The organism is Ornithinimicrobium ciconiae, assembly GCF_007197575.1.
Lineage (GTDB): Bacteria > Actinomycetota > Actinomycetes > Actinomycetales > Dermatophilaceae > Ornithinicoccus > Ornithinicoccus ciconiae.
Window position 1 is genome coordinate 190,056 of the sequence record NZ_CP041616.1, and the last position, 12,894, is coordinate 202,949.

The 12,894-nt window shown below is 67.4% G+C and carries 11 protein-coding genes; 5 read left to right on the forward strand and 6 right to left on the reverse strand.

Features of this window, described 5'->3' with window-relative positions:
• Positions 1-64: 64 nt before the first annotated feature.
• A complete protein-coding gene (gene pyrE, locus FNH13_RS00950; RefSeq protein WP_143781722.1) occupies positions 65-601 on the forward strand; it encodes an orotate phosphoribosyltransferase in 537 nt (178 codons plus the stop codon).
• A gap of 236 nt (positions 602-837) precedes the next feature.
• On the opposite strand, the gene FNH13_RS00955 is transcribed toward pyrE, so the two are convergent.
• A complete protein-coding gene (locus tag FNH13_RS00955) occupies positions 838-1,179 on the reverse strand; it encodes a histone-like nucleoid-structuring protein Lsr2 (RefSeq protein WP_143781723.1) in 342 nt (113 codons plus the stop codon).
• Between the two features lie 491 nt (positions 1,180-1,670).
• On the opposite strand from FNH13_RS00955, the gene FNH13_RS00960 reads away from it, so the two are divergent.
• Positions 1,671-2,953 (forward strand): IS3 family transposase gene (locus FNH13_RS00960; RefSeq protein WP_143781724.1). Its coding sequence is split into 2 segments (ribosomal slippage): positions 1,671-1,944 and positions 1,944-2,953, totalling 1,284 coding nucleotides; the frame shifts between segments, so codons are not numbered across the junction.
• A gap of 431 nt (positions 2,954-3,384) precedes the next feature.
• Here the strand turns inward: FNH13_RS00960 and FNH13_RS00965 are convergent.
• A complete protein-coding gene (locus FNH13_RS00965) occupies positions 3,385-4,338 on the reverse strand; it encodes an alpha/beta fold hydrolase (RefSeq protein ID WP_143784877.1) in 954 nt (317 codons plus the stop codon).
• Between the two features lie 1,202 nt (positions 4,339-5,540).
• On the opposite strand from FNH13_RS00965, the gene FNH13_RS00970 reads away from it, so the two are divergent.
• Positions 5,541-5,870, forward strand: coding sequence for a hypothetical protein (locus FNH13_RS00970; RefSeq protein WP_143781725.1), 330 nt, complete (start codon positions 5,541-5,543; stop codon positions 5,868-5,870).
• 62 nt (positions 5,871-5,932) lie between these two features.
• A complete protein-coding gene (locus tag FNH13_RS00975; RefSeq protein ID WP_143781726.1) occupies positions 5,933-7,138 on the forward strand; it encodes an MFS transporter in 1,206 nt (401 codons plus the stop codon).
• A 201-nt stretch (positions 7,139-7,339) separates the two neighbouring features.
• On the opposite strand, the gene FNH13_RS00980 is transcribed toward FNH13_RS00975, so the two are convergent.
• The 3 genes from FNH13_RS00980 to FNH13_RS00990 are packed head-to-tail and all read right to left on the reverse strand — an operon-like array spanning position 7,340 to position 9,919.
• Positions 7,340-8,182, reverse strand: coding sequence for an ABC transporter permease (locus tag FNH13_RS00980; protein WP_143781727.1), 843 nt, complete (start codon positions 8,180-8,182; stop codon positions 7,340-7,342).
• Positions 8,175-8,948, reverse strand: a complete 774-nt coding sequence (locus tag FNH13_RS00985; protein ID WP_143781728.1) for an ABC transporter permease — start codon at positions 8,946-8,948, stop codon at positions 8,175-8,177. The genes FNH13_RS00980 and FNH13_RS00985 overlap by 8 nt, the downstream gene beginning before the upstream one ends.
• On the reverse strand, positions 8,948-9,919 hold the full coding sequence (locus FNH13_RS00990; protein ID WP_228266517.1) for an ABC transporter ATP-binding protein: 972 nt from the start codon (positions 9,917-9,919) through the stop codon (positions 8,948-8,950). Before FNH13_RS00990 ends, FNH13_RS00985 begins: the two co-directional genes overlap by 1 nt.
• A 52-nt stretch (positions 9,920-9,971) precedes the next feature.
• Between FNH13_RS00990 and FNH13_RS00995 the strand changes: the two genes are divergently transcribed.
• Positions 9,972-11,459 carry a LuxR family transcriptional regulator gene (locus FNH13_RS00995; RefSeq protein WP_143781729.1) on the forward strand — a complete coding sequence of 496 codons (1,488 nt, stop codon included), beginning with the start codon at positions 9,972-9,974 and terminating at the stop codon, positions 11,457-11,459.
• Between the two features lie 409 nt (positions 11,460-11,868).
• On the opposite strand, the gene FNH13_RS01000 is transcribed toward FNH13_RS00995, so the two are convergent.
• Positions 11,869-12,864 (reverse strand): hypothetical protein, encoded by a 996-nt coding sequence (locus FNH13_RS01000; RefSeq protein ID WP_143781730.1) that lies wholly within the window; start codon positions 12,862-12,864, stop codon positions 11,869-11,871.
• Positions 12,865-12,894 lie beyond the last annotated feature (30 nt).

Below are 12,894 nucleotides of genomic sequence, written 5' to 3' on the forward strand. Positions count from 1 at the left end.
CCCTCGGGCGCGCTGCGCACCTGGGCCAGTGGTGTGGATTGGTGCGATGGCAGGATCAGGGTTCATGAGGACCGATGCCCGTGGGCTGGCCGTTGCCATCGACGCCGTTTGCCGCATCCAGGGAGAATTCACGCTGCGCAGCGGACTCACCTCGTCCGAGTACTTCGACAAGTACCGTTTCGAGTCCGACCCCGTGCTGCTGGGTAGAGTGACCGAAGCCATGGCGCCTTTCCTGCCTGGCGACACGGAAGCGCTCGGGGGGCTCGAGCTGGGTGGTATCCCGATCGCTACCCGGCTCAGCGCTCTGACCGGGCTCCCAGTCATCTTCGTTCGCAAGGAAGCCAAGACCTACGGCACCTGCAAGATCGCCGAGGGCGGCGACTTCGCAGGCCGGAGGGTGACCCTGATCGAAGACATCATCACCACCGGCGGAGCAGTCCGCCAAGCTGCTGAGTCGCTGCGCGAGCTCGGCGCAACGGTCAACGATGTGGTCTGCGCGATCGACCGCTCCGAGCCAGGCAAGAACGCCCTCCATGAGATCGGCCTGAGGACCATCTCGGTCCTGACCAAGGCAGATCTCGACGACGCTAGAGCCCGCTAAGTATTCGAGGATTCGGCGGTTCGAAGTGGCTGCGGTCAACATCCGCACATCGGCGGTACAGCGATGTACCGACCCTGGGCAGGCGGGGGCGCTGGTCACTGGCGTTATCCGTGGTGGGTGCGGCCATAGAATGGACGCGGGCTCGGCCCGATCCGAGGATGTCGGAGGTGAGGTGGCGCTCAGCTCTGGGAGTGAGCCCCCAACGGCCGGGGGTTCGGGGCTGTGACGTCGTGTGCTCAGGCCTTGTGGGCGGTTTCCCACTGGTCGATCAGGTCTTGGGGCAGTCGACCACGCTTGGGGTAGTCGATGCCCTGGTCGTCCAGCCATGACTTGATGGCTTTGGTCTGGGAGGGGTCACGGGGGGTGCTGCCGCCGCTGCCGGCCCGGCGGCGACCACCGATGCGGCGGGCGGCGTTCACGTACTTCTGGATCGTGTCGGCGAACTCGTCTGCTTCTGTCTGGGAGAGGTCGATCTCGTAGTCCACTCCGAGGAAGCCGAACGTGACGGTCTGGCCGTCCGCGCCGAGTTCGGTCCCGGACAGGTCCGAGACAAGGATGGTCTGCACCTTCTGCGCCATGAGGCTCCTACCGGGGTTGGGCTAGATCGACGTTCACCCTATGCGGTCATCCGCTGCCTCGGTGCACGATTGTCTCCGCCCAGGGAGGACTGAGGGCTTGAACTCGTTGAAGAACCAGCCCGCCTGGTCGGGCGCGTCCCGGGAAGTCACCTGCGGTGCTCGCGCCCCGTCGTTTGCTGCCGCCAGCCAGCCCGGCTTGGACGCCGACCACGTCACGCAGCCTGCTCGGCGTCATCGACAGGGCTCTGATCGTCACTGTGAGCCACGTCCACACCCTGACCACGCCGCCCCCTCTTTCAGCTGCCCTTGTAGCGCACGAGGGCGGGCCGCGAGTCGTCAGCATTTGCTGGGGCTCGAGGGGTGGAGCGGGGACGTCTTGCTTGACGCTCTTACTGAAGGCCCGACGGGCAGGTGGGGCCAAGTTGCGCGGGCAAGGGTGAAGCGCCCCAGGTTTGATGCCGCTCCTGTATGAGTCCAGGAGGATGAGCACCATGCCCAAGAGAATCGATCCAGAGTTGAAGGCCCGCGCTGTGCGTCTGGTCAACGACCACCTCGGCGAGTACCCCTCGGTGACCGCAGCCTCGGCCGTGGTGGCCAAGCAGCTCGGCGTCGGGAAGGAGTCCGTGCGCCGCTGGGTGGTCCAGGCCCAGGTCGATGACGGCCAGCGCCAGGGAACCACGACCGAGGAGCTGGAGCAGATCAAGACGCTGCGAGCCAAGGTCCGCCGGCTGGAAGAGGACAACGCGATCTTGAAGGCCGCGACGGTTTTCTTTGCCGGGGAACTCGACCCCCGCAACCGCTGATCATGGGATTCATCGACACCATGAGAGCCCAGGACCACGCGGTCGAGTCGGTCTGTGCAGTGCTGCGTGAGCAGGGCTGCCAGGTCGCCGCGCGGACCTACCGGTCCTGGAAGCAGACTGGTCGGGTCGTGGCCTCCCGGACCCTCACCGACGCCCAAGTCGTGAACGCGGTGCGCGACACCGCCTGGACCACCGACCAGCACGGCCGACGCAAGCTGACCCCAGAGGGCTTGTACGGGCGTCGGAAGATGACCGCCTACCTGCGCCGCGCCGTGATGCCCGAAGTCTCTGCTGGGGCCGTGGACCGGGCCATGACCACCCTGGGGCTGGTCGGGGTACGACGTGACAAGGGCATCAGGACCACGATCCCGGCCAAGGACGGTACCCGGGCCGGTGACCTGCTCAATCGTGACTTCACCGCGGACGCGCCCAACCTGGTCTGGGTGACGGACTTTACCTACGCCAGGACCTGGGCCGGGTTCGTCTACGTCGCGTTCATCCTGGACGTGTTCTCCCAGCGGATCGTGGCCTGGCACGCCTCGACCTCCAAGGCCACCGACCTGGTCATGATCCCGCTGCGGATGGCCCTGTGGCAACGCGACCGCGACGGCCACCCCGCCGTCCCAGGAGAGCTGATCCATCACAGTGATGCGGGCAGCCAGTACACCTCGATCCGCCTCACCGAGCACCTCGCGTTGGAGGAGATCCGGCCCTCGATCGGGACCGTCGGCGACGCGTACGACAACGCACTGATGGAGACGATCAACGGCCTCTACAAGGCCGAGTGCATCCGCACCACCGTATTTCACGAAGGCCCCTACAAGACCCTCGCTGACGTCGAGTACGCCACCGCTGGCTGGGTCGACTGGTACAACAACCGCAGGCTCCACTCGACGCTGGGCAACGTCCCACCCATCGAGTACGAGCAAGCCCACTATGCTGCCCTCAACCCCGAGCCGCAGCCCGCATGAGAGCGGCAGAGAACCTGGGGCGCTTCAAGGGTGCTAACCCGGAATCGGGCAAGGTTGGCTCTGGTCGAGCTCGCGGTGTGATGACTCGCCTTGCGTGCACCGCGCCGCTCGCCCCCAGTTGGAATGTCAGCCGTGGGGTGTCCGCTCAGCGCTTCCGTCCACTCATGCGCTTTGGCAGCACGGGCCAGCAACCCACATCACTAGACGTGATGCTGGGCATTACATGTGCCTATTGATTCATACGAAGGTCGTTTGTGAACGATTCGCTGCATCTCGACAGCATCTCGACAAAGACGGCTGTCGAGATGCAGTCAACTTTGCCCGGCCGGCCCGGCGAATCCTGCACGATCGGGGCCTGCCGGCACGTTCTGTGCAAAGTAGCGCGCCGCACCGGCATGTGCTGCGCGCGGGACGAACCCGCCGGCCTGGACTTATCGGGTCTGGGTTGCCAGAGGGTAGAGCTCTTCGAGTGCGGCTCGCCAGGTGGCAGTCATCTGTGGGCCACCGTGGCCTTCGTCTTCGATCACCACGAGTCGGCTCGATGGCCAGTCCTGGTTCAGCCTCCAAGCACCTGCGACCGGCCCGGAGACGTCGAGACGACCGTGCACCAATACCGCCGGTAGGTGTGCGATGCGACTCAATCCTGCCTGCACACCGCCCTCCGGAAGGGTGAACTGGGTGGACCACGCCCAGGCAACCTGCAGCGCGTACACCTCGCGCCACTGAGCGTTCTTGAGCACCAGTCCCGGTTCGAGGCCTCCCGGCAGCTGCATGTGGGCGTCCTCCCACGTGCACCAGTTCAGCGCCGCACTCTGGCGCACTGCCGGGTCCGGGTCGGTGAGCTGCCGAACGTAGGCATCCAGCAACCGCTCGCCGCCGCGACACTGCGCACCGCGCTCGAAGTCGGCCCATGCCTCTGGAAAGATCCGTCTGACGTCCTCGCTGATCCACTCGACGTAGTCGCGGCTGCCGTCGGCGACTGCCATCAGGACGAATGCGATGACGCGGTCGGGATGGGCCTGCCCGTAGGCGAGGGCCAGGGTGCTTCCGAACGAGCCACCGACGATGAGCCAACGGTCGATAGCCAGGTGCTCGCGGAGCTCCTCCAGGTCGGCGACCAGGTTCGGCACGCGCAGGGTCTCCAGGTCGAAGCCATCCTCGGTGGCCAAAGGACTGCTCCGGCCACAGGCTCGCTGGTCCAGGCCCACGATGAGCCATTTGTCGGGATCCGGCTGACGCTTGTACCCCCCGGACCCCAGGCCAGTTCCGGGCCCCCCGTGCAGCCAGAGCAACGGCACACCCTCGGGGTTGCCCGAGACCTCCCAGTAGATCTGCGCACCGTCACGAAGGGTCAGCTGTCCCGAATCGTATGGTTCCACCGGCATCGGGTCCACCAGACGAGTAGAACACGGCACAGTCAGGAGCCGCCTGGCCTGCGGAACCACAGCGGTTGGGGTCGCACCTACACTTACTCGATATGGAGTCCGTGATCCTTATCTGGCCCACCAACCAGCCCGGCCAAAACCCGCTGTCAGACGCGGAGGCCCAGTACGATTCGGCGGCCGTGGCATCCGGTGTCATCACGGAAAGTGGGAACGGTTCCGTAATGCCTCCCCGGCACCTACCACCGTCTTCCCGACGACGTTGCAGCGCTAATTCTCGCCCAGCACCACGAGTTCCTCCCTGTGTTCTTGCACGACACTTTGGCTGCCTCCACCGAGGTATGGATCGAGCCCATCGCAAGCATCCACGATGAAGCGGGTGCGGTCATCAAGGCCCGCGACGCAATCCAACAAATGATGCAGTCACACCTTGACAGCGGCACTGCGGTGAGAGCGTCAACCACAGTGACGAGCACGGAGGAAACCGCGAAGGGTCTCGCTGTCATCGGCCGTGGCGTGTACTACCGACGGAACAGCTAGACCACAGAGCAAGAGGGAGGTCCTGGGGGTGGAGTTCCTCGAGATGGCCGGCGCCCGGATCGCCTACCGCGTCCTCGGAAGTGGACCACCGCTGCTTGCCCCTAAGTGCAGCGAGGTCGTCGAAGCTCGGTTGGTCACGTCGGGTTGGGTGAGGGCGCGCCCGATGAGGTCGATCGCTACGTGGATACGATCGGGCTGTGATGTCGCCAGGGGAACCTTCGAGCCAGGTGTTCCAGGCTTTCGGCGCCGACTTTGCGAGCTGCGAGAGGCTGGAGGGGGGCCGGGGCCGGACGTGGAGGGCGGGGGACGTCGTCCTGCGGCCTACCGCAGGTGGCAGCGAAGCGGACTGGCGTGCGGAGGTCCTTCACGATCTCGAGCACACCCTGGAGTTTCGTACCCCTCGGCCGATCAGGGCAGTCTCCGGAGCCTGGGTGGTGGACGGTTGGGAGGCCCTGCAATGGGTTCCTGGTGCCGCCGATGAGACCCGAATCTCAGACGTCCTGCGAGCTGGTGCAGCGTTCCACGGTGCGGTTGCTGAGCTCCCCCGGCCGCGCTTCCTCGACACCTCGGACGACCCGTGGGCTCTGGCGGATCGCATGTCCTGGGAGGAACGACCCTTGCCCACGGACCCGGTGCTCGATCGCCTGGCTGCCCAGTTTCGTCCGGTGGAGTCCCCTTCCCAAGTCATCCACGGCGACCTGCTCGGCAACGTCCTCTTCGCTGAGGGCCATCCCCCCACCATCATCGACTGGGCTCCCTACTGGCGCCCAGCCGGCCTCGGCAGCGCTATTGCTGTGGTGGACGCCCTGTGCTGGCACGGCACCCCGGTTGAGGCTGTCGCCGAGCTCGGTGCGGGCGTGCCTGAGTGGTCGCAGCTGGTGGTGCGTGCCCTCACCTTCCGCATCGCAACATTCCACCTGCTGGGGCTCTGGGACACGGCTCGTTCGAACCGCTACGCGCCCGTCGTCGACGCTGCAGTGACCCTCGCGCGGTAGGACTTGCAGCGGATGCCTGTATGACGCCCCCTCGTCCGGGTGTTCGCCGAGATCAGGCGTTGATGCCGAAGGGGGCCGGGTTCGGCCGGTACTGGACGGGCGCGGCGATCAGTTCGTTTGGTGGTGCTGTCACAGCGGTGGCGATGCCGGTCCTGGTGATTCAGTACTTGAATGCGTCGGCGGTCGAGGTCGGGCTGGTCAACGCAGCACAGCTGATCCCGTACGCGGTGCTGGGACTGCTCGCCGGCGCGTACGTGGATCGCTGGCGACGCAAGCCGGTGCTGGTGTGGTCCAGTGTGGGCCGAGCCGTGACGCTCGGGCTCGTGCCCGTCCTGGGCCTGCTCGGACTGCTGCAGCCTTGGGTGCTGGTCCTGGTCCTGCTGGCGTTCGGCTCCTTCTCGGTCTTTGGTTTCGCGGCGACGCAGTCCTTGCTGCCGCGGTTGGTTCCCCGGAACAGGCTGGTGATAGCCAACGCGCGGATCGACCAGACCGACGCGACTGCTCAGACGGCCGGCCCGGCCCTCGGAGGTGCACTGATAGGGGTGGTGGGTGCCCCGCTGACGATCGCGGTCCAGGCCGTCGGGTTCCTGCTCGAGGCCCTGCTCGTGGCCTCGATCAAACTCGATGAGCCCCGACGGTCTCGGGTGGGCCGCAACCTGCGGGCGGAGGTCGTGGAGGGGTTGAGGTGGACCTACCAACACGCGGTGCTTGGGCGGCTCGCCGTCTCGACCCATGTGTGGTTCCTGGCCAATGGTGCCGCGATGACCGCACTCTCGCTGCTCGCGCTGCGCAGCCTGGACTTCTCGGCAGCGGCCTACGGACTGCTGTTCACCTTGTTCGGGGTGGCGATGCTGGTCGGGGCCCTGCTAGCCCCAGTCGCGGGCAGCCGGCTGGGTTCTGGACGGGTGGTGCTGCTGGCCAGAGCGGCATACCCCCTGGCCTGGCTCCTACCTGCCTTCGCCGGCCCCGACGACCTGGGACGCATCCTGATGTTCGCAGGCCTGGCCGTGCTGGGTCTGTCAGCAGGCCTGGAGAACTCCAACGAGATGGGCCTGTGGCAAACCCTCACCCCCGACGAACTCCTGGGTCGGGTCAACGGCGCGCGACGCTCCATCAACCGCACGTTGGCAGCTGTCGGTGCCGTCGCTGGCGGTGTTCTCATTGGCGTGGCCGGGGACCGCGGCACTCTCATCACCTGCGTCGTGGTCTTTGCGGTCGCCGCCGTCATCGTCTCGGGGGTCAAAGTCCGCAACAGCAGGCTGGGCTAGTGTCGAGGTGCAGCGAAGGTTGCACGCCTAGCCCGGTCAATCTTGCACGATCTGGGCATGCCGGCGCGGGCTGTGCAAGTACCGCGCCGAGCGTCAGATTCGTGTGTCCACGGGTCAGGGCTGGCGGTAGCTGCTGACCAGCTCCCCAGTCTGGGACGACGCAGCCGAGAGTTCTGAGACGAGACTTGGCGTCCCGTTCCGTCACTCGTCGAAGTCAATCGTCCCGGCTCGGCGTCCGGCCTTCCCGAAGAGGGTGAATGCTGCGGCTGCGAGCACGAACCAACCCAATCCGAGCAGCAGTGCGAGCCCCAGCAGCGGCCAGGCCGCACCGACGACACCCTGCTCTTGGAGGAGTCTGATCGCCTCGAGCGCGTGCGTGACGGGAAGCACCTGACCGACGGCCTGGAGCCAGGACGGCCACATCGTGACCGGGACGGTGGCGCCGCTGAGCAACATCACGACCAGGCTCGAGACGTTCGACACCACGTTGCGCCAGCGCGGCCCTCGCAGGACCACCGCGGAGAGGGTGAGCGCCACGGCATACATCGAGGCCGCGACCACGGCTAGGGCCGGCACGAGCAAGAGCGCTGCCCACGGCGACCAGGTCACGCCGAAGAACGGGCCGACGGCCAGCAGCACGATCGTCCCGGTCGCCACGCCGCTGGGCAGCCACTGCAACGACCGTCCGACGAAGACCGGCCACAACGGGCCCGGCGCCGCGATCAGCAGTGCGAGGGTGCCGGCGCGGCGCTCCCACGTGGTGGACGGGATCGCCATGAAGCATTCGGTGACGGTCGCCATCACTGCTTGACCGATGAAGAGGTAGACCACCGCCTCCCGGCTGCCGAGCAGCGTGCCGATGAGCGCGAAGAAGATGACCTGCATGATGATCCGGCCAAGCCAGCCCACAGTCCAGGTGAACGGTGTGTAGATCGTGCGCATGTCGGCCAGGGCGCCGCGGGCGGCCGCCGCGACCACACGGGCGTGGTTGACCCGCCCAGGGCTCGTACGGCGTGATCCGGGGTATGTCGTGACCTCAGGCATGTGCCAGGCTCCCCGTGGTGCGGGCCCTGCGCAGGGCTCGGTGAAGGAGCCGGTGGCTCAGGACGTACCCGGCGGCGCCCAGCACGACGATCGCGGCCAGGCGCAGCAGCGGATCTTCGACCGGCTGCGCCGCCAGGCTGTCGCGGAAGAGGTCGGAGGACCAGGACAGGAAGACCAGCCGGGTCAGAGGCTGGAGCCACTCGGGAAGCAGCGCCACCGGGACCAGCACGCCGCCGAGCACGTAGAAGGGGTAGCTCAGCGAGTTCTGGAAGGTGCGGGCGGAGCGGGCGAGGACGAAGACCGAGGCCATCACACCCGCCCAGCCGGTCATGGCCACGGCGGTCACCACCACCGCGGCCGTGAACAGCGCGGGATGGGCGATCACGAGCAGGTCACCGGTGAGGAGCCACCCGACCAGCCAGCACTCCACGAAAGCCATCAGCGATAGGCCGGTCACGACGCTGGTCCGGCCGAGCATGAGCAGGTCGAAACGGCCCGGCGCGGCCAGCAGACCTTCGAGGGAGCCGTTCTCCCGCTCCCGGGTGATCAGCTCACCGGAGGTCTGCAACGACATGCCCCACAGCGCGATCAGCGCTGGGGCCAGCACACCGTAGGAAGTCAGGTCACCCCGACCAGCATGCTGGAAGATCGTCACGAAGACGACGGTCTGCAACGGCGCAAGGATCAGGGCGAGGAACCAGTCCGGGTTGTTCCGCATGCTCTGCAGCTGCATCCGCCAGCCGGCGACAAAGACGTCGAGCCCCATCAGACAGCCATCCCACGGTCCGTGCCCTCGCGCCGTCCGAGCAGCCCGAGATAGACGTCCTCGAGACTCGGCGGCCCGGTCGTCACCGAGACGTGACCCTGCCGCACGACCGCATCGACCACCTCGGCCACGCTGCCCGGCGCCACCACCAGGTCAGTATGCCGCGCCCGCGCGTCGTGCTCGCCGCTCACCTCTTCCGGCAGTGCGGTCATCAGGTCCTCGTGCGCGTCCTCCGCCAGGTCGTGCACCCGGACCCGCACCCCGCCCTCTACACGCAGTGCCCGGAGCGTGGCAGGGGTGCCGCTGCCGACGATCCGGCCGTCGTCGATGAAGGTGACGGTGTCGCACAGGGACTGCGCCTCGGCCATGTCGTGGGTAGTCAGGAGGACCGTCCGACCCTCGCTGCGCAACTCGCCCACCAGGGCGCGGAACTCGTGCGCCGAGACCGGGTCCATCCCGACGGTCGGTTCGTCGAGCAGCAGGACCGGCGGGTCGGCGACCAGGCCACGCGCGAGGTGAAGACGTTGTTTCATCCCGCGGGAGAAGGTCTCGACGAGCTCGGCAGCACGAGAACCCAAGCCCAACCGGTCGAGGAGGGCGTCCACCCGTCCAGGGGTGTCCCGCCGCGGGACTCCGTTCATGGCGCACCAGAACTGCAGGTTCTCCCGAGCGGTGAGCCGGCCGTAGAGGCCCCGGTCACCGCCGAAGACGATCCCGATCAGTCGCCGGACCTGCTCCGCGTCGTCGAGCACGTCATACCCATGGACGGTGATCGAGCCGGACGTCGGCGTCAGGACGGTGCTCGCGATCCGGCACAGAGTCGTCTTGCCGGCGCCGTTGGGCCCGAGCAACCCGTGGACCCCGCCGACCGGCAGCTCGAGGTCGACGCGATCCAGGGCCGTGCGGTCGGGTCCGCCGCGGACCTGGAAAGTGCGGGTCACGCCATCGGCATGCAGTGCGAGGTCAGTCACGGTCACCACCCTGACACTGCGTACTCGAGAGGGACTAGTCAATAATGTCTAGATGGTCGATCGTCGTGTCGAGTGCCGCGCACTGCTCGCGACCTGCCGTCCGGCCTGGGTCGCGGGGCACGGGGACCAGGCGTGGGCCGCACTTGATGAGGCTGGGCAGTACGTCGTCGGCGACGATGGCCTTCAGCTCGAGGTGCTCTCGATGCGGGCCGGCCTACATCTCCTCGCCGAACAACTCCCCCAGGCTCTGCGCTGCGCCGAGCAGGCGAGCATGCTCGGGCACCAGCTCCTGGACGGTGGGACCGGCCTTGACCACGCCACCGCGGAGGCGTTGGCCGATGCCCGGGTCACTGTGGCCAGCATGACCGTCGACGGGTCGCACCCGGCCAGCTCGATGAGGTTGATCGACGCGCTCGTTGTGTTGGACCAGGTCGCCTACGATCCTTCGCTGACCCGCACCACGACGGCCGCCCGCGCCGTCAACAACGCGCTGAACCTCCGCATCCACGCATTGCAGCATCGCCTGCACACCATCGAGGGCCGGGTGGAGGCTTGGGTCCGGATCAGCGAGGCACGCACCCTGCTGCACGGCTGGCCGGACCAGGGAACCGTCCTGCGGCAGGCGGTCGACGTCGGCATGACCTGCGGGCAATGGGAACGGGCGTGGAGCAACGCCCAGGAGCAGATCGCGGACACCACGCAGCGCAATGAACTGATCGCGGTCCTGTCCAAGGCCGCCGTCCTCGCCTGGCACGCGAACCGGCGCGAGGAGGCAAGGGGGCTGGGAGAGCGCGCCCGGTCACTGTCGGTCGCCGTGGACCACCCCTGGGTGCGTACCTACGCCTACCTCGGCCACGTCGCCGCGGCGGCAGCTGGGGCCGGGAGCCTCGAAGCCGCGCTCCAGGCCTACGCCAGATGCACCAGTCGGGCAGGACACGCGACACGGCCCCACCGCGCCTGGCAGGCCGCCCAGATCGCGCTCGAGAGCGGACACTCACCCGACGACGTAGAGGAGTTCCTCGCGGCCACCCTGCCCGACGGGCTGGGCGACCTCGAGCAGCACGTCCGGGTCCTGATCGCCGACGCCCGTCGCCAGGACGTGGAACCGGCGGCGGCCCTCGACCTCCTGCAGCCATCGCGCAGTGGTCCCGACCGAGCACGGGTCCATCTAGCGCTGGCTCGAACCTACCGCCGTCAGGGCCGCCCGACAGCTTCGGCGTCGAAGCTCGAACGCGCCCGGGCCTTGCTGGACACCTGGCCAGGCTGGCTGCACGATCAGGTGGAGCACGAAGCAGCGCTCGTGCAGCAACCAGTCCTCGCTACGCCGGCTCAGCACCGTGTGCTCGCACTCACCGCCGAAGGACACAGCAACCTCGAGATCGCTGACGCGCTCGACCTCAGCGAGAGGACCGTGGCCGTCCACATCGCCGCCATGCTCAGAGCCAACGGACTCGCCTCCAGGACAGCCCTGGCCGCCCGCCACCTGCGCGCGGCCGCCCACCCAAGCCAAGCGGACCTGGCAACCCGATCCGGGTCGTGACTGTCGCTGAACCCCGAGACTGGACGATCCACCGGATGTGACGACGGGTTGCTGGAACGACCCGCATAACGTTGGATGATTCTTGGAATCATGCGCCGTTCTTACAACCTTGAGTGCATCTCGACACTAGGGGCTAGTTCCTGGCGCAGCAGCGGCGGCGGTGTAGGTTCTCGGCCGATCTGTCGGGGGAGCAGGCGCGTGACCTGCGGACCGACAAGTTGGTGAGACGCCGGCAGTCTCACTAACTTGTCGGAATCCTCAGCCAATGGCGGGTCGGGAGCCGCCGAGGGCTCCGCCGATTGTCGAGACTCACCCGACGGCCGAGGTAGCCGCTCATCACGGCTGCCGTGGGCGATCGACTATGCCCGAATTGAGTCGCTGGCGGTGATGACACAGAGGACGTGTGCCTTCATAGGCGAACGGGGCGTTCGATGTCGAAGATCCATGCGCGGGGAGTGCCTCCGTGGCGGTCGAGCGCGTGGGGGCGACGGGCGAGAATCTCCATCCATCTCTCTGCTCGGTACACCGGGGCGAGCTGAAGTGCGGCCCCGGTGAGGCGTCGGAGGGTGGGCAGGTCGGCGAAGTCCCGCCACTGCTCCAGGTAGGCGTCGAAGACGTCATGGATGCCGGGGTGGTCCAAGTCTAGGAGCCCGATGTCCCCTGCCGGCAGCTTGTGCTGGTGGACCACCTCCCACGCCAGCATCACGAGCGACTCGAACGGGTGGGACCACAACGACTCCCCGAAGTCGAAGAATCGGTAGCTCCAGTGTGCACGTGGCACGAACACGTTGCGCGGGAACAGGTCGTTGTGGTCGAACGCCAGCGGCACCGGGCCCTGCTGCAGGCAGCGCGCGGCCTCCTCGACGGCCTCCACCCCGGCCACGAGCCGGGCAAGCTCGTGCTCGGTGATGTGCCGTGGATCATCCGGGGCCGCGGCCGCCATCGCCGTTGCCACCTGCAACAGCGTCTGCCCTGCCGTGGCTGGCGACCGATCAGGCAGCCCAGCGGCCCTCAGACGCTCCCCGTGGCCGATGGTCGCGCGCTGGAGTTGGGCATAGCTCCGCAGCATGGTCCTGATCGCCGCGGTGTCCATGCCTCGACGTTCGGGGTAGAGATCCTGAAGCACCTGACCGCCATCCAGCGTCAGCAGCCAGCCCCGTTCCACATCCCAGGCAACTGGCGCTGTCACCTGGTCCGGGGCAAGGTCGGCCAGTGCGGCATGGACGGGGCCCTCGGGCGTCAGGGGCGGGGTGTTCTCCTTGAACCAGTAGGTGACTCCCCGGCCACGAGTTCGCCACACCGAGGACCACGCTTCGGTGCGGACCTGCTCCATCGGGGCCAGCGATGTCCCTGTCGCCGTGCACGCCCACTGGTGGACTTCGCTCTGCCAGGTCGTATCGCGCACGGTTGTGACCGTGCCATGAGTGGAGGCAGC